This window comes from Streptomyces sp. NPDC029014, from assembly GCF_055564695.1.
The window spans coordinates 13,642-30,571 of sequence record NZ_JBVHVT010000036.1 but is presented as its reverse complement, the minus strand read 5'-3'; the positions used below and the strand labels follow the sequence as shown (position 1 = coordinate 30,571).

General features: G+C 74.5%; 16 protein-coding genes. 11 read left to right on the top strand and 5 right to left on the bottom strand.

The features are described from left to right. The first annotated feature begins 262 nt into the window (after positions 1-262). Positions 263-892, top strand: coding sequence for a hypothetical protein (locus ACZ4VL_RS20930; RefSeq protein WP_468201923.1), 630 nt, complete (start codon positions 263-265; stop codon positions 890-892). Positions 893-923: 31 nt separating this feature from the next. On the opposite strand, the gene ACZ4VL_RS20925 is transcribed toward ACZ4VL_RS20930, so the two are convergent. The 4 genes from ACZ4VL_RS20925 to ACZ4VL_RS20910 form a co-directional block, all read right to left on the bottom strand. Continuing rightward, positions 924-2,750 (bottom strand): glycoside hydrolase family 15 protein, encoded by a 1,827-nt coding sequence (locus ACZ4VL_RS20925; RefSeq protein WP_468201921.1) that lies wholly within the window; start codon positions 2,748-2,750, stop codon positions 924-926. A 357-nt stretch (positions 2,751-3,107) separates the two neighbouring features. After that, positions 3,108-4,943: an ABC transporter ATP-binding protein gene (locus tag ACZ4VL_RS20920; protein WP_468201919.1), complete on the bottom strand. Its 1,836-nt coding sequence runs from the start codon at positions 4,941-4,943 to the stop codon at positions 3,108-3,110. 86 nt (positions 4,944-5,029) lie between these two features. Then, entirely contained in the window at positions 5,030-5,611 is a 582-nt protein-coding gene (locus ACZ4VL_RS20915; RefSeq protein WP_468202012.1) for a DUF4396 domain-containing protein, read from the bottom strand. Positions 5,612-5,749: 138 nt separating this feature from the next. Then, on the bottom strand, positions 5,750-6,766 hold the full coding sequence (locus ACZ4VL_RS20910; protein ID WP_468201917.1) for a saccharopine dehydrogenase family protein: 1,017 nt from the start codon (positions 6,764-6,766) through the stop codon (positions 5,750-5,752). Positions 6,767-6,828: 62 nt separating this feature from the next. On the opposite strand from ACZ4VL_RS20910, the gene ACZ4VL_RS20905 reads away from it, so the two are divergent. The 10 genes from ACZ4VL_RS20905 to ACZ4VL_RS20860 all read left to right on the top strand — a co-directional run bounded on the left by ACZ4VL_RS20905 (position 6,829) and on the right by ACZ4VL_RS20860 (position 15,155). After that, entirely contained in the window at positions 6,829-7,455 is a 627-nt protein-coding gene (locus ACZ4VL_RS20905) for a TetR/AcrR family transcriptional regulator (RefSeq protein ID WP_468201915.1), read from the top strand. A 50-nt stretch (positions 7,456-7,505) separates the two neighbouring features. After that, entirely contained in the window at positions 7,506-7,940 is a 435-nt protein-coding gene (locus ACZ4VL_RS20900) for a VOC family protein (protein ID WP_468201912.1), read from the top strand. 197 nt (positions 7,941-8,137) lie between these two features. Continuing rightward, on the top strand, positions 8,138-9,013 hold the full coding sequence (locus ACZ4VL_RS20895) for a CAP domain-containing protein (protein ID WP_468201909.1): 876 nt from the start codon (positions 8,138-8,140) through the stop codon (positions 9,011-9,013). Positions 9,014-9,228: 215 nt separating this feature from the next. Further along, the gene (locus ACZ4VL_RS20890) at positions 9,229-9,792 is read left to right on the top strand and encodes a hypothetical protein (protein ID WP_468201906.1); all 564 of its coding nucleotides are present in this window, start codon (positions 9,229-9,231) and stop codon (positions 9,790-9,792) included. Between the two features lie 275 nt (positions 9,793-10,067). Then, positions 10,068-10,838, top strand: a complete 771-nt coding sequence (locus ACZ4VL_RS20885; RefSeq protein WP_468201903.1) for a thioredoxin family protein — start codon at positions 10,068-10,070, stop codon at positions 10,836-10,838. Continuing rightward, positions 10,835-11,464 carry a TlpA family protein disulfide reductase gene (locus ACZ4VL_RS20880; protein ID WP_468201900.1) on the top strand — a complete coding sequence of 210 codons (630 nt, stop codon included), beginning with the start codon at positions 10,835-10,837 and terminating at the stop codon, positions 11,462-11,464. Before ACZ4VL_RS20885 ends, ACZ4VL_RS20880 begins: the two co-directional genes overlap by 4 nt. Next, the gene (locus ACZ4VL_RS20875; protein WP_468201898.1) at positions 11,461-12,243 is read left to right on the top strand and encodes a cytochrome c biogenesis CcdA family protein; all 783 of its coding nucleotides are present in this window, start codon (positions 11,461-11,463) and stop codon (positions 12,241-12,243) included. Before ACZ4VL_RS20880 ends, ACZ4VL_RS20875 begins: the two co-directional genes overlap by 4 nt. 111 nt (positions 12,244-12,354) lie before the next feature. Further along, complete coding sequence (locus ACZ4VL_RS20870; RefSeq protein ID WP_468201895.1) at positions 12,355-12,975, top strand: hypothetical protein; 621 nt, start codon at positions 12,355-12,357, stop codon at positions 12,973-12,975. Positions 12,976-13,017: 42 nt separating this feature from the next. Next, entirely contained in the window at positions 13,018-13,746 is a 729-nt protein-coding gene (locus ACZ4VL_RS20865; protein ID WP_468201892.1) for a response regulator transcription factor, read from the top strand. Beyond that, positions 13,743-15,155, top strand: coding sequence for a HAMP domain-containing sensor histidine kinase (locus ACZ4VL_RS20860; RefSeq protein ID WP_468201891.1), 1,413 nt, complete (start codon positions 13,743-13,745; stop codon positions 15,153-15,155). Before ACZ4VL_RS20865 ends, ACZ4VL_RS20860 begins: the two co-directional genes overlap by 4 nt. Positions 15,156-15,224: 69 nt before the next feature. Here ACZ4VL_RS20860 and ACZ4VL_RS20855 read toward each other — a convergent pair whose 3' ends face one another. Continuing rightward, positions 15,225-16,889, bottom strand: a complete 1,665-nt coding sequence (locus tag ACZ4VL_RS20855; protein WP_468201889.1) for an FAD-binding oxidoreductase — start codon at positions 16,887-16,889, stop codon at positions 15,225-15,227. Positions 16,890-16,930 lie beyond the last annotated feature (41 nt).

Genomic DNA, 16,930 nt, shown 5'->3' with positions numbered 1-16,930 from the left:
GGAATCTTAGCGGCTTTGAACACGTCTCTTGACAGCAGGTCACGTTCCGGACACAGCAAGGGTGTTGGGGGCTCCAGTTCCGGCCGAATCCCAATTGTGAGCCGGTCGGATGGAGTTCGCACTCCCGTCCGGTTCACAGGACACCCAGTGCGGAACAAAACCTTCCCCCCAGGGACAATGACCCTCGACCGGGCAAGATCATCCCCAGTCCGGCAACCCATTCACGGACCGAACCACGGAAAATGGAACAGGAGCGCACGCGTTGAACCGTCAGGCGCGCGAACACGCCCAGAACTTCATGCACCAGGGCGAGCGGCTGATCGCCGCATGCGGCTACGAGCTCGGCCCCGGCGTACCGTCCCCGCCCGAGGGGCTGATCCCTCCGGCCGAACCCGCCGCGCTCGCCCAGCGCATCGAGGACCGCATACCGGGCCCGCTGCGCCGGCTGCTGGCCTCCCACGCGCTCGACCCCCGCCATTCCGGTCCGGCCGCCGCCGCGGCCGCCGTCGACCGGATGCCGCAGGCGGTGGACGACCTCGGCGCCCGCATGATGCACGGCACGAGCATGGAGGGCGGTTGGCAGAGCGCGGCCGGACGCTTCCTCATCAGCCGGGCCGGCGCCCGCGGTTCGGTCCAGGGCGTCCTCGCCGTGACCGACCGCCGCTGGCTCGCCCTGACCGACGTCTCGCCGCTGTGGCGGTCGACGCCCGTGATGAAGCCGTACTGGGAGGCCCCGCGGGCGGCGGTCTCCGCGCTGCGCGCCAACCCGAAGGGCATGCTCCAGAAGGGCCGCGTGGACATCGAGTTCACCGACGGCTCGTGGGTCGCGGTCCTGGCCACGCCGGCCGCCAGCGCGGCCTCCTTCGCGGCGGCCGCGGCGTACCACCGCTGACCGGCCGCAGGTCGTCTGCGGCACGGCTCCCTCAGCGCTCTGCGCGGTCCAGCTCCTCGTCGAGGGCCATGGCCGCCGTGATGAGCGCCAGGTGCGTGAACGCCTGCGGGAAGTTGCCCAGTTGTTCACCGGTCGGGCCGATCTCCTCGGCGAACAGCCCGACGTGGTTGGCGTACGTCAGCATCTTGTCGAAGGCGTAGCGGGCCATGTCGAGCCGCCCGGCCCGGGCGAGGGCGCCGACGTAGAGGAAGGTGCACAGCGAGAAGGTGCCCTCGTCGCCGGAGATCCCGTCCGGGGCCAGCTCGGGGTCGTAGCGGTGCACCAGGCTGTCGGAGACCAGGTCGGCCTCGATGGCGTCCAGGGTCGACAGCCACCGCCGGTCGCGCGGGGACAGGAATCCGACGACCGGCATCAGCAGCAGCGACGCGTCCAGTACGTCACCGTCGAGGTACTGGACGAACGCCTGCCGGGCGGCGCTGTACCCGCGGTCGATGACCTGCTGGAACACCGCGTCCCGCGCCGCGGTCCAGCCGGCGACGTCGGCCGGCCGGGCCAGCTGGCCGGCAAGCCGGATCCCCCGGTCGAAGGCCGTCCAGCACATCAGCCGGCTGTAGGTGAAGTCCCGGCGGCCGCCGCGGGTCTCCCAGATGCCCTCGTCGGGCCGGTCCCAGTGGTCGGCCAGCCAGTCGAGGAGAGCGCTGAGGTTCAGCCAGCCGTCGTACCCGGCCAGCTGGGTCAGGTCGGCGGCGTGGCTCAGGGCGTAGACGGCCTCCCCGTAGATGTCGAGCTGGAGCTGCCCGGCCGCGCCGTTGCCGACCCGCACCGGGAAGGACCCGCGGTACCCCTCGAAGTGGTCGAGGAGCTCCTCGGCGAGGTGCGGGTCCCCGTCCACCCGGTACATGATCTGCAGCGGTTCGCCGGTCACCGTGCGGCCGTGCTGCACCCGTGCGCCGAGCCAGCGCCGGAACGCCTCCGCCTCCTCCTCCAGGCCCAGGTCCACCAACGCCTTCACGGACAGGGAGGCGTCCCGCACCCAGGTGTAGCGGTAGTCCCAGTTCCGCTCCCCGCCCACCCGCTCCGGCAGCCCTGCGGTCACCGCGGCCACGGGTGCGCCCGTCGGGGCGTACGTCATCAGCTTCAGGGTGATCGCGGACCGGTTCACCATCTGCTGCCAGCGGCCCCGGTACCTGCTGCGCCGCACCCAGCGGTGCCAGTAGCCGTACGTGCTGAGGAACGCCCGGCGCACCCCCGCCGCGGTCGGTGGCTCGGGCACGCCCGCCGCCGGGTCGTGGCACACCGTCAGCACGGCGGTGGTGGTGTCGCCCGCCCGCAGGAGCGCCTCCCCCCGTACGCCCGCCCCGTCCGCGGTGAGCCGCAACGGGCTCCCGGTCTGCAGGAAGGCGGTCAGGTCCGGGGTGGTGAAGTGGGCGGTGTCCTCGGCCACGGCCAGGCCGTGCTCCTCGCGCCCGTAGTCGAAGGCGGGCCGGCAGTCGATCAGGAAGCGCACGGTGCCGCGGGTGACCCGCATGATCCGGATGATCCGGTGCCGGTCGGCGGGGGCCTCGGCCTCGCCCAGCGGCATGAAGTCGATGACCTCGCCGACCCCCTCCTCGGTCATGAACCGGGTGACGAGGACGGCCGTGTCCGCGAGGTAGAGCTGGCGGGTGACGGCGTCCGGGTCGTCGGCGGTGACGGCGAAGTAACCACCGCGGTCGTGGTCCAGGAGGGACGCGAAGAGGCTGGGCGAGTCGAAGCGCGGGGCGCAGAACCAGTCGACGACCCCGTCGGAGGAGACCAGCGCGGCCGTCCGCAGGTCTCCGATCAGGCCGTGGTCCCCGATCGGCGGATAGCGGCGCATACGAGTCCCTTCGCCGTCGCGGTCCCGTCCTCCCCTCCCCGCCCCCACGCTACGGCCGCGGGCGGCGCCGGGCACCTGCTGCCGGGGCCCCGTGGCGCGGGTCGGGCGGGGCGGCGCTCCGGCGCGGATTCCGCGGCGGGCCCCGTTCTCGGATACCGGCATGGAACGGGACCGGCCGCCCGCACGGGAGGTGCAGCTGCTCCGGGTGGGTGAGCAGGGCACACCGGCGGGGCCTTCCGTGACCGCCGGGGCGGGACCGGCCGGCACGCGTCCCGGACCGCTGCCCGCAGGGCACGTGAGCCGAGGCGGACGTACCGTGCGGGACGCGGGACGCGGGGAGCGGGTCCGGGGTGGTGGTCAGACGACGTTGTCCGGGGCGGGGGTGTCGTTGAGGAAGCCGCCGGACTGGTGGTGCCACAGGCGGGCGTAGGTGCCGTCCGAGGCGAGGAGTTCGTCGTGGGTGCCCTGTTCGACGATGCGGCCGCGGTCGAGGACGACGAGGCGGTCCATGCTGGCGACGGTGCTCAGCCGGTGGGCGACGACGAGCGCGGTCCGGCCGTCCATGAGCCGCCACAGCGCCTCCTGGACGAGGATCTCGCTCTCGGAGTCCAGGGCGCTGGTGGCCTCGTCGAGCAGCAGGATCGGTGCGTCGCGCAGGATCGCGCGGGCGAGCGCGACCCGCTGGCGCTGTCCGCCGGACAGTTTGACGCCGCGTTCGCCGACCATGGTGTCGAAGCCGTCGGGCAGGGCGTCGGCGAACTCGGTGACGTGTGCCGCCTCCGCGGCGCGGCGGATCTCGGCGTCCGTGGCGTCCGGCCGGGCGAACGCGATGTTGTCCCGCAGGGTGCGGTGGAACATCGCCGGGTCCTGCGGCACGTAGGCGATCCGGCTGCGCAGGTCGGCCTGGCTCAGCCGGCTGATGTCCTGGCCGCCGATCAGGATCCGGCCGGCCTCGATGTCCGTCATCCGCAGCAGTAACCGGGTCAGGGTGGTCTTGCCGCCGCCGGACCGGCCGACGAGGCCGATCCTCGCGCCGCTGGGCACGTCCAGGTCGAGGCCCTGGAAGAGGGGCTCGGCTCCCCCGTGCGCGAAGGTCACCCGCTCGAAGCGCACGTCGGCGCAGGCCCGGAGCCGCAGCGGCTCCGGCGACTCCGGGTCGAGCACCGCCGGCGGTGTCAGCAGCAGTTCGGTGAACTGTGCGGCCTCCGTCATCGAGCGCTCCAGACGGCGGTAGATCTGGTTGAAGTCGAACATGATGCGGGTGGCGCTGGAGTAGTAGGCGAAGGCGACGATGACCGCCTCGACCCCGTGCTCCCCCGCGCCGAGCGCGACGGCGACGAGCAGGCCGAACGCGTTGGTCAGTACGGACATGGGCGCGACCACCGTGTCGATGCGCAGGTTGCCGAAGTCCCAGGAGCGGAGCGCGAGCCGCCGGGACTCCGCCACCCGGGACCGGTGCTCGGCGGCCTCGCGCTCCTCGGCGGCGAACGCCCGGACGGTGTCCATGTTCATCAGGCTGTCGGCGACGTGCCCCGACACCCGGGCGATGGCCTCCTCGCGCTGGTCGACGAGGGCCTGGCGGCGGCGGATCAGCGGCGCCACGCCCAGGGCCGTCACGGCGATCATCACCAGGAGGCCCACGACGAGCAGCGGTTCGTAGAACCACAGCACCACGGAGGCGAAGGCCAGCGGTACGAGGCTGCCCAGGACCGAGAAGGTGAGGGTGTCGACGAACTCCTCGAAGCGGGAGGCGAAGCTGAGGACCCGTTTGGTCAGCGATCCGGCGAAGTTGTCGTGGAAGAACGCTGCGTCCTTGGCGAACAGCTCGTCCATCCCGATCACGTACAGGTGCTCGATGCCGAGGGCGTCGAGGCGGTTGAGGCAGTGCAGGCCGATGCGCCACAGGGCCTCGGCGAGCAGCAGGACGCCGCCGAAGCCGAGGACGTAGGGCAGCATCGCGCCGATGCCGATGCCGTTGACGTCGTCGCCCGCGGCCATCCGGCCGACGAGCTTGGCGACGATCAGCGGCGCGATGTAGTTGATGCCGATGTTGCCGAGGGCCGGGAGCAGCATCGCCGGCGCCGTCAGACGGCGGAGCCGGGCGAGCTCCTTGGAGTAGTAGCGGAGTGCGAGGAGCACCGAGCCCCTGCGCGGTGGATTTTCTGGCGTTCGAGACGATTCAGACGATCCCATCGCAACCCTGTGCTGTTGGACCGGCAGGACAGGATCCGCAGTGTCCCGCAGGGCCGCGCGTGCCGTCCAAGCGTTTTTTCCGGCCGTCAGTGGTGCGCGTGGACGACGGCGTGGCCCTTGCCGCGGCCGATCATCCACTTGTTGACCGGGGTGGTGACGAGGAACGCGACGACGAAGCCGCCCAGCAGTGCGCCCCAGAACAGCCCCTCGTCCAGGTGGGCGTCCATCGCGCCCGGTACGAGGAGGACGATGCCGTTGTCGACGAGCTCCATCACGGCGATCGAGACCGTGTCGGCGGCCAGCGCCACCTTGATCGCGGCCTTGAGGTCCAGGCCCGCCCGGCGGACCGCGAACAGGGTGAACGAGTAGCCGAAGACGAACGCGAGGGCGATCGCCAGGACCATGGTCGCGACGTTGCCCCAGAGCAGGGCGGTGCCGATGGCCATGCCGAGGATCTCGCCGATGGCGCAGCCGGTGAGGCAGTGCAGGGTCGCCTTGGCGGCCGTCCCCCACGAGGCGCCGCCGCCACCGCCGCGGCCTTCCCCGTGGTCCGAGTGGCCCGCGTGGCCGGTGTGGCCCGCGCGGTCGGTGTGGCCCGCCCCGCCCGCGTCGCGGCGGGCGTCGTGCTGGTGTGCGGCGGAGTGGTGCTGGTGTGCGCTGTCGCCCATGACCCTCGTCCCCATGTCCGTCCGGTGCAGGGCCCGTGCCCTGCTCCCCACACCGCAAACCATATACCCCCCAGGGGTATTCCGAGGTATTCCGAGGAGGTCCCAGGGGGGTGGTGCGGCGATCGGGGATCCCGCCCGTCACCCTTCCGGCGGGCCGCCGAGGCGCCGGACGGCGACCCCGTACGCGGCCAGCGCCTCCGGGAGCCGGGCCAGGGCGGGCAGCCGCTCGATGTGGTGGACCCCGGCGGGCAGGGCGCCGGTGAGCAGCTCCCGGGTGACGTGCGCCGCGACCAGTCCGGTGACGCGGCCCTGCGCCCGCCCGGTGAGCGCGTAGGCCGCGTGCAGGTCGCCGCGTCGGGCGTCGACCCGTACGGCGAAACCGTCCCCGCCCGCGTGGACCCGACGGAAGACGGCGGTGAGGGCCCGTCGCACCGCCGGTCGGCGGGCGGCCCCGCGCAGCGCGAAGAGCGTGGAGGTCAGCGGTCTCGAGTCCAGGCAGAGGCGGGTCGTCACGCGCGCGGCTCCGAGCGTGCGCGGCAGCGTGTACTGGTCGGAGAAGGGGAAGGGGTACGCGGTGCGCGGGCCGTACCCGGGCAGCTCCGCCCGCAGCGGGTGGGCCGTGGCGGGTGCGGCCAGGTGCTCGACCGTCCAGCGGACCGCATCGGCGCCGTGCCGCTCGCCGGCGCCCAGCAGCACGGTCAGGTCGATGCGCTCCGCGCCGCCGACGGCCTCGTGCGCCCGGAGGGCGAGGAGGTTGGTCAGTCCAGGGGCGACGCCGACGCTGAGCACGGCCGTGGCCCCGCGGTCGACGGCCGCCCCGTCCAGCTCGGCGACGCCGTCGAGGAGCCGCCGGGTGGCGCCGACGTCGACCAGGTGGACACCGCGGCCGAGGCAGGCCCGGGCGACACCGGCATCGGGCGGTTCCACGCACAGCACGACCGCCGCCACGTCGCCGAGGTCGTCGAGCGTCCGCCCGAACCCGGCCGGATCGGTCACGTCGACGCGGACGCCGCCGAGCCGCAGTGCTCTCGCCTCGTCGCGGCCGCCTACGACGACCCGCCCGGGGAACCAGTCGCCGAGCGCGCCCGCCGCCGTCGCGCCCACGGCGCCGTAGCCGCCGACCACCAGGACGCGACCCGATTTCGCTGTAGTCATACTCCAGTGAATTACACTGTAGTCTCACTACAGTCAAAGTTCCCGGGACCCGAGGAGAACCGGTGACCGCACCCCTGACCCGCGCGGAGAAGGCCCGCCGCACCCGGCAGCGGATGCGCGACGCCGCCGCCCGGCTGTTCGCCGAGAAGGGCTGGACCGGGACGACGGTCGAGGACATCGCCCGCGCCGCGGAGGTCGGCGTGCAGACCGTGTACTTCACGTTCGGCAACAAGCGGGCGCTGCTGAAGGAACTCCTGGACACCGCCGTCGCCGGTGACGCGGATCCGGTCGCCACCCTCGACCGCCCCTGGGCCCGCGAGGTCCTCGACGAACCCGACCCCGCAGCCCAGCTCGCCCTCCAGGCCGCCGGCGCCCGGCGCATCCTGGAGCGGGCCGCGCCCGTCCTGGAGGTCGTCCGGGGCGCCGCGACCGCCGATCCGGAGCTCGCCGAGCTGTGGCGGCTCAACCACGAGCAACGCCACGCCGTCCAACTCCGCTTCGCCGAGGCGCTGTACGAGAAGGCCGGCGGGTCCCTGCGGCCCGGCCACGACCGTGCGGCCGCGGCCGACATCGCGGTGACCGTGCTCGGCCCGGAAACCTACGACCTGCTCGTCACCCGGCGCGGCTGGAGCCCGGCCCGCTGGGAGGAGTGGGCGGCGGACGCCCTCGTACGCCAGCTCCTGCCCTGACCCCGCCCGCCTTCCGTACGCGGCCCCCGCCCGGCCGCTACCGTGGCGGGATGGAACAGCGGATCAGCCTGATCACCCTGGGCGTATCGGACCTCGCCCGCTCCAAGCGCTTCTACACGGCGCTCGGTTGGCGCGGCACCGAGGTCGAGGAGACGGTCTTCCACCAGGCGGGCGGCCTGGCCCTGGTGCTCTGGGACCGCGCCAGGCTGGCCGCCGACTGCGGTCTGCGCGACGCCCCGCCGGCGGCCGGCTTCGGCGGCATCGCACTGGCCCACAACGTGCGTACGGACGCCGAGGTCGACGCGGTCCTCGACGCCGCCGCGGGCGCCGGGGGAACCGTCACCCGGCCCGCCGCGGTCAACGCGATCGGCTTCTACTCGGGCGTCTTCACCGACCCCGACGGGCATGCCTGGGAAATCGCGCACAACCCCGGGTTCACCCTCGCCGAGGACGGCTCCCTGGTCCTCCCGGACTTCGGCGGCTGACGGCGCCGACCCGGCGCCAACCCCTGCGCGCCCGCCGGGAGTTCCGATTCGGCGGGTTTGCCCGGCTCGTTCCTGTGTCGACCCTTCGGGCTTCCTTAAGGGAACCTGAAGAACCCCTCCAGGTGGGTTTTTCCGCTGGTCACCGCCCTAGGCTCGGACGGAGTTCCACTTCCCCTGCTTAGTGAGGTGTCACCGGCATGAGCCGCAGCCGAACCACCGGAACCCCGTCCCGCGCCGAGGCCCGGCGGAGGAAGACGGTGCGCACCCGCATCGTCCTGTCTGTCACCGCGGCGGCCGCGGCGGTGGCGGTCGGGGTCGCGGTGGCCGACTCCGACGGTGACGGCCGCGTCGACCAGCGGGCCGGTGGCCCCACCGGCAAGGCGTCCGCGGCGGGTGCCGGCGACGGGTCGACCACCGCAGCCCCGACCCCCGGCGCCCCCACCACCGAGGCCTCGGCCTCGGCCAGTCCGAGCCCGTCCGGGACGCCCGGCGCCAGCGCCTCGGCATCCGCTTCCGCCTCGGCCCCCGCGGGCGAGGAGGAGGGCACGGCGGCCAAGTCGGCGTCGAACAAGGGCGACAAGCCGGCGGGCAAGCCGGCCACGGGCGGCGGATCCGGTGGATCCGGCGGCTCGGGCTCGGGCGGGTCCGGCGGATCCGGGGGCTCCGGAAGCTCCGGCGGCACCGTGAACGCCGACGCCGAGTCCGCGGTCCTCGCCCTGGTCAACAAGGAGCGCTCGGCGGCCGGATGCGGCCCGCTGAGCACGAACTCCAAGCTGAGCGCCGCCGCACGTGCGTACAGCGACACGATGGCCCGAGCCGGCGTCATGTCGCACACCGGACCGGACGGCTCCACCATGACCAGCCGGGTCGAGGCCGCCGGCTACAAGTGGTCCAACCTGGGCGAGAACATAGCCCGCGGCCAGGCCGACGCCGACGCGGTCATGAAGGCGTGGATGAACAGCCCCGGCCACCGGGCGAACATACTCAACTGCGCCTTCAAGGAGATCGGCATAGGCGTCCACAAGGGCGACGGCGGCCCGTGGTGGACCCAGGACTTCGGCGCCTCCAGGTAACGGAGCCCCACCCCCTCCCGCCCGACCCTCATCCCCCCACGTCCCCCGTACCGCCACCCCCCGCAACCCCACCGTCACGTCCCCCCGACCCGTCCGCGGGTCCGGGGGACGTCGGCGTCGGGCGGCGCCGCGGGGCCCCGAGCGCCCCCCGGTCGTCGGGGCGCTTCGGGGGGAGCCGGTGTCGGGCAGGCCGGGGCGTCGGCCACTATGGGGCCGTGCCCCGACTTCCGCGTTACCTGCTCATATGGCTGTCGTGCACGGCCGCCAGCGTGACTGCCGTGCTCCTCACGGTCCAGTTCGTGGTCGGCACGACCCGGCATACGCCCCCGGTCGCGCGGTCCGCTCCGACGGTCATCGAGACCCCGCCGGCCTGGCAGGCGGGCCAGGAGCCCTCGCCCGGCTCGCCCTCCCCCAGCACGTCCGCGAGCCCCTCGCCCTCGGCGACGCAGCGGCCCTCCCCCTCCGCCACGAGCGCCACCCCCGCCAAGGCCGCGTCCGGAACGCCCCGTGCCACCGCGCCGAAGCCCGACGTCGACTGCGAGGACGGCGGAGCGGGCCTGCACACGGTGCCCGCGCAGGGCGGCAAGGTCACCGTGCGGTACGGCAGCCGGGGCGTGTGCCTGATCTCCGCGATCCCGGGCCGCGGCTTCAAGACCAGCACCGCGCAGACCGCGGACGACACCCTCACGGTCACCTTCAGCAGTGACGACCACCGGTCGGTCGTCACCGCGACGATCGTCCCGGGGCCGAGGGCCAGCGTCCGGGAGACGTCCTTCTGATCCCGTCCGTTCCGCTCGCCCGCACGTCCGTCCGGGCCCCCTTTCTGCCCCTTTCCGGGGCTCCGGCGAAGCGGAAGGTGAGCTGTTCCTTAGGGCAATCTGAAGATCGTGCCGAGAGGGTTCCGCAGGCCCCGAGCGGTCCTATGCTCGCGTCAGCCGAGCGGCCCTCGGCGCCGGGACGCGACTCCCGGCGGACCGTGCGGGCCGCCGTTCCACCGTGCGGGGGGCGTCGCGCCCGTCCCGCTGTCCGAACCGTGCCTTGGGGTGTCTTCGCCATGAGTTCCCGCATGCTCCGACCCGTCCGCGCCGACCGCCGTACGACACCGTCCCGCCCCGCCGCCGCCCTGGGCAAGCGCCTGCCGCTGGCCGCCGCGGCCGTGGTCGCGGCGGGCCTGACCGCCGCCTGCGGGCCGTCCTCCCAGCCCGTCGGATCGGCGGCGCCGAAAGCGGCCCGCCAGTCCGCGGAGGCCCTCCCCTCCGCCCCGGAGTCCGCCGGAGCCTCGGTCGGGGCCTCCCCGTCCGCCTCCGCATCGCCGTCCGCCTCCGCCTCCGCGTCGGCCACGCCGACGCAGGGCGGCGCCGGGTCCGCCGCCCCCGCCCGTACGTCCGCCAAGCCGGCGGCCCGTACGTCGGCGGCGGCCGCGCCGGCCTCGGTGCCCGGTCCCGGCTACGACAGTGCGGCCGACGCCCAGAAGCAGATCGACGCGGCGCTGCGCGCGGCCAAGGCCGACGGGCGGATGGTGCTGCTCGACTTCGGCGCGAACTGGTGCGGCAACTGCAAGGCCGCCGACAAGGTGTTCGCCCAGACGCCGACCGCGGCGATCCTCGGGGCCTCGTACCACATGGTCAAGGTGGACATCGGTGGCAACAGCTCCGCCAACTCGGCGCTCCTGCGCAAGTACAGCCCCGGGGGCGGCACCTACAAGATGCCCGTCCTGGTGGTCGTCTCCCCGTCCGGCACGGTGCGCACCGACACCCACGCCACGGGCAACCCGTCCCTGACCGCGGACGGCCTCAACGCCTTCCTCCGCCAGTGGGCGTCGTGAGACGAGCGGTACGGGCCGGGGCGGCCGGTCTCGCCGTCGCGGCCGGCTGCGTCCTCGTCGGCCTCGCGACGGACGGTGCGGACGGCCGGGGCGGCGCGGCCGGTGGGGCCGATGGGGCCGATGGGGCCGACGCGCAGGCGGGTACGGTCCGGACCGCGGCCCGGGCGGCGGTCGTCGAGCCCGCCGCCCGGCAGGACGCGCCCGTGCTCTCCGGCGAGGACCTGGACGGGAACCCGGTCGGACTCGCCGAGCTGCGGGGCCAGGTCGTCGTCCTCAACGTCTGGGGCTCCTGGTGCGGCCCCTGCCGGGCGGAGGCCGACGACCTGGAGCTGCTCAGCCGGCAGACCCGGGCCGACGGGGTCCGGTTCCTCGGGATCAACATCCGGGACCCGGACCGGGCCGCGGCCCGGTCCTTCGTACGGGACCACGACGTGACCTTCCCCAGCCTCCACGACCCCGCGGGCGAACTCCTCCTCCGCTTCCCGCCCGCGCTGCTCAACCCGCAGGCCATCCCCTCGACCCTGGTGATCGACCGGCGCGGGCGCATCGCCGCCGGGATCGGGGGCGCCGTCACCGGCGAGCAGCTGCGGCCCCTGCTCGCGCGCCTGGCGGGGGAGCCGTCATGACTCCCCTCGCGCAACCGGTCCTCGCCGTCGCGGACGCCCCCTCCCTCGTCAGTGGGACCCTGCTCGTCGCCGCCCCGGTGGCGCTCGTCGCGGGGCTCGTCTCCTTCCTCTCCCCCTGCGTCCTGCCCCTCGTCCCGGGCTACCTCAGCTACGTGACCAGCCTGTCGGTCGCCGACCTCGCCGACCCGCGCAGCGGGCACCGCAGCCGCATGGTGGGCGGGGCGCTGCTGTTCGTCCTCGGCTTCACCGCGGTCCTGGTGTCCGGGGGCGCCCTGTTCGGCTACGCCGGGCGCAGCCTGCTGGCCCACCAGGAGGCGGTCACCCAGGTGCTCGGCGTCTTCACCGTGCTCATGGGGTTGTCCTTCATGGGCTTCCTGCCCGGCCTCACCCAGCGGGAGCTGCGCAGCCACCGTCGTCCCGCGCTGGGGCTCGCGGGAGCCCCGCTGCTGGGCGCGGTGTTCGCGGTCGGCTGGACGCCGTGCATCGGCCCGACGCTGGCCGCCGTCCAGGCGCTCGCCTGGACCGAGGCGAGCGCGGCCCGCGGGGCGCTGCTGATGGCCGCGTACTGTCTGGGGCTGGGCCTGCCGTTCGTCGCGGCCGCGCTGGCCTTCCGCCGGGCGCTGCGCGCTTTCGGCCTGGTCAAGCGGCACTACCCGTGGGTCCTGCGGACCGGCGGGAGCATGCTCGTACTCGTCGGCGCGCTGCTCGCCACCGGCGTGTGGAACGACCTGGTGTACGTGCTCCAGTTGTGGAGCGCGGACTTCAGCCCGGCCCTGTAGGGCGGCGCTCCGCCCCCGCGCCGCCTCCGCCCCGCCGCGCGACCGCGGGCCGTGTACCGAACCGATCCCGTATCACCCGACAAACCTGACCCACCTGACACAGAGGCACACATGAACGTTTCCCCGCAGGTCGGACGTGCCCGGCAGGCCCGTATCGCGGCCGCCCTCCTGTCCCTGGGGGCCCTCACGGCGTGCGGCGGCCAGCCGGCGGCGGACACCGGAGCCGCCGCCGCACCGGCAGCACCCGCCACCGCACCCGCGTCCGCGTCCCCTTCGGCGTCCGGGCCCAGGACGAGTTTCAGCGAGAAGGGGGTCACCGTCACCCTCTCGGTGTCCGACTGGCAGGCCTCGAAGGGCACCCTCACCGCGGTCTTCGCCCCCGAGGAGAAGGGCTTCCACCTCTACAGCACCGACCTGCCGACCGACGGCATCGAGGGGGTGGGCCGGCCCACGGCGGTGTCCGTCACCGGCGCCCTCAAGGCGGAGGGCAAGCTGACGGCGGCCGCGAAGGTACGGTCCATCACCGTGCCCGGCGTCGGCGCCCCGGTCCCGGTCTACCCGGACGGTCCGGTCACCACCACCCTGCCCGTCCGCGCCGACGCGAACGGGGAGGCGACGGTACTGCTCGGCTACGCGAGCTGCAGCGAGCGCGAGGGCTGCACCATCCCGGTCTCCGACCGCCCCGTCCGCCTGCGCGTCACCGCCGACGGACCGGTGTTCGATGCCCGCTAGGGTGCACGAGACCACGGTCGGCCGAGCCCCTAAGGTGTCCCCATGCCCAGCGTCCTGGTCGTGGAAGACGACCCCAGCATCCGCCAGTCACTGATCGAGGTCCTGGCGGAGCACGGGTTCGCCGTGCGCAGCGCGGCCGACGGGTTCGGCGCCCTGCGCGAGGTCACCCAGACGCCCGTCGACGCGGTGGTCCTCGACCTCGGACTGCCCGATCTGGACGGCGGGGACGCCCTGCGCATGATCCGGGGCATCTCCTCCGTGCCCGTGCTGGTGGCCACCGCCCGCGACGACGAGCGGGAGATCATCAGCCTCCTCAACGCGGGCGCCGACGACTACCTCGTCAAGCCGTTCTCCGGGGGCCAGCTCATCGCCCGTCTGTCCGCCGTCCTGCGGCGCACCGGCCAGGTGCCCGCCGGCGGTCCCACGGCGGCGGGTGCGCCGGTGGCGGCAGCGGCGGCGGAACCGCTGCGCGCCACCACCGTGGGCGAACTGACGGTGGACCCTGGCGCGCGCACCGCGTACCTGGCCGGCCGGGAGCTCCGCCTGACCCGCCGCGAGTTCGACCTGCTGGCGTTCCTCGCCCACCACACCGGCCAGGTCGTCTCCAAGCGCCGGCTGTTGACCGAGGTGTGGCGCGAGCCGTACGTGGACGACCAGACCGTCGACGTGCACCTGTCGTCCCTGCGCCGCAAGCTCGGCGAGCGCGCGGCGGCCCCGCGCTACCTGCTGACCGTCCGCGGCGTGGGCATCAAGCTGGTGGCTCCGCGGTGAGACGCTCACTGGCCGGAGTGGCGCTCGCCGTGACCTCCATGGTCGCGCTGTCCTTCCTCATTCCGCTGGCCGCCCTGGTGATGTCGCTCGTGAAGGAGCAGGGCGTCACCGCGGCCGAACAGCGCGCCGCGGCCCTGGCACCCGTCCTCACGCTGACCACGGACCCGGCCGCCCTGCGGGAGTCCGCGGCCAGCCTCGACGCGGCCGAGCACCTGGTCGTCCACCTGCCGGACTCCGGGCCGCTCGGCAGCTCCAAGGCCCCCGCGGCCCTGCTCGAACGGGCGCAGAAGGGACGCGAGTCCATCTCGCGGGAGATCCCGGGCGGCTGGATCTGCCTGCAGCCGGTGGTGCTCCCGGGCGACCGGGTCGCCGTCATCGAGAACTTCGTCCCCGAGGAGGAGCTGACCCGCGGGGTGATGGAGTCCTGGGCGGTCATGTGCTTCCTCGCCGTGGGGCTGATCGCGGGTTCGGTGCTGGTCGCCGACCGCCTCGGCGCCAAGGTCGTCCGGTCCTCGAAGCGGCTCGCGCAGGCCTCGCACGCCCTCGGCCAGGGCGATCTGGAGACCCGCGTCGATCCCATGGGCCCGAAGGAACTGCGGGACGCGGGCGTCGCCTTCAACGCGATGGCCCACCGGATGACCGAACTGCTCGCCGTCGAACGCGAACTGGTCGCCGACCTGTCCCACCGGCTGCGCACCCCGCTGACCGCCCTGCACCTGGCGTCGGAGCGGATGGCCGGCACACCGGAGTCGGCCAGGGTCGAGGCGGCCGTCGGCGAACTGGAGACGGAGCTCCAGGCCATCATCGCCGCGGCGCGCACCCCGCTCGCGGTGGGCCCCATGGGCCAGGGCATGCTCGGCACGGAAACCCCCACGGCGAGCGGGGTGCGCTCCGCGGGCACGCCGGAGGGGGCCGGACCGCGCTGCGAGGTGGCCGACGTGGTCCGCCGCCGGACCGCGTTCTGGGCGGTCCTGGCCGAACAGCAGGACCGGTCCTGCTCCGTCGACCTCACTCCGGAGCCCACGGCCGTCGGCCTCTCGGACGACGACATCGCCGCCGTGGTGGACGCGCTGATCGGCAACATCTTCCGCCACACCGCCCCCGGTACCCCGTTCGGCGTGCACGTCGTACGCACGGCGCAGGCCGTGGAACTGGTCCTGGAGGACGGCGGGCCGGGTATCCCCGAGCCGGAGCGGGCGCTCTCCCGCGGGAGCAGCACCGGTTCCACCGGGCTGGGCCTCGACATCGCGCAGCGGGCCGCGACCGCCACGGGCGGGTCGATGCGCATCGGCCGGAGCCCCCTGGGCGGGGCGCACATCACCGTGACCTTCGCGCTGGCCGCGCCGGCCCTGTCCGGGCGCAGGTCCCGCATCTCCCGCCGCCGGCCGGCCCGGCTGCGCACGCGGTAGCCGGGCCGGGACACGGGCCCGCGGCCGGTGACCGGCCCGGGCCGGGGCCGGGGGCGGTGCGCCGCGGGCTCAGTCGACGAGGACGCCCGGGTTCAGGATCCCCCGCGGGTCGAGGGCGCCCTTCGCGGCGCGCAGGGCCAGGGCGAAGGCATCCGGGCGCTGGCGGTCGTAGTGGGGGCGGTGGTCCCGGCCGACGGCGTGGTGGTGGGTCACCGTGGCCCGGTGGCGGTGCAGGACCTCGCTCGCGACGGCCTTCAGCTCGTCCCAGACGGCGGCCTCGTCTCCGGGCCGCCCGGCGGCGAGGACGGTGAAGTAGGGCGCCGCGCCGTCGGGGTAGACGTGGGTCAGCCGGCAGTTGACGGTCGCGGGGTGGCCGGTGGCCCTGAGGGCGGCCGCGCCGACCTCGGAGCGGACCGCTTCGATCAGGCCGGGGATCCGGTCCCAGGTGGCCGCGGTCTCGAAGGTCTCCGCGACGGCGCCCATCCGGGCCAGCCCGTCGCGCAGGTACGGCATCCGCAGGAAGGCCGCCCGCCAGGCGCTGACGGCGGCGTCGGCCCCGATGGCCGGTCCGGCCCCGGCGGCTGCTCCGGCCCCGGCGGCCGGGACCGCTTCGTGCCGTCCGCCGTGGGCGCGGGCCAGGTCGAGGGCCCGGTCGAGCCGGGCGGCGACCGGCGCGTCGGCGGATTCGAAGCCCAGCACGAGCACGGCGGACCCGTCCTGCGCGGCGCCGGCGAGCCCGGCCTCACCGGCGTCCAGCAGGCGGCAGTTGGCGGGGGCCAGGTCGGACTGTGCGACGGCCTGCACCGCGCGGAGCGCGTCGTGGAAGTCGGTGAAGGCCACCGAGGCCGACGCCTTGTGGACGGGACGCCGCTGGAGGCGGACCCAGGCCTCGGTGATGACGCCGAGCGCCCCTTCCGAGCCGAGGAACAACCGGTCGGGCGAGGGCCCCGCGCCGGAGGCCGGCAGCCGCCACGAGGTGCTCGTTCCGGCCGGGGTGACGACGTTCATGGACTGGACGAAGTCGTCGATGTGGGTGCGGCCGGTCGCGTAGTGGCCGCCGGCGCGGGTGGCGAGCCAGCCGCCGAGGGTGGAGAACTCGAAGCTCTGCGGGAAGTGGCGCAGCGTCAGCCCGTGGGGCCGCAGCTGGTCCTCCAGGCTCGGGCCGAGCGCGCCGGCCTGGATCCGGGCGGCCCGGCCGGCGACGTCCACCTCCAGGACGCGGCCCATGGCGGTCAGGTCGAGGGACAGCACGGCGCGGTGGGCGTCGCCCCGGTACTCGACGCCGCCGGTCACGGACGAGCCCCCGCCGTACGGGACGACCGCGACCCCCAGCTCCCCGGCCCAGTCCAGCAGGTCGGCCACCTCCCGGTCGTCCGTGGGGCGGGCGACGAGGTCCGGTGTCCGTCCGGGGCGTCCGCGCAGGGCGCGTACGACGTCGCGGTAGGCCTTCCCCATGGCGTGCGCGGCGCGGTCCGCGGGGTCGGCGGTGACCAGGTGGGCGAGGCTCTGCGGTGCCTCCACGGCCGGGCTGCCGATGCCGAGGTCGCGCACGCGCGGGACGGGCAGGGGGCGGGCGAGCGTGCCGGGGAGCAGGGCGCCCATGGCGACGCATTCGGCGTCGCCGGGGTGGGCGTCGGCCAACCCCCACCCCCACCAGGAGCGGGTACGGGACGCCGGCCGTGCGGCGGCGGTGGGGGCGACGGTCGTGGTGGTGGTGCCCGTGGTGCCGTCCATGGGATGTGCTCCAAGGAGTCGTCGGAGGAGACGGAGTGAAT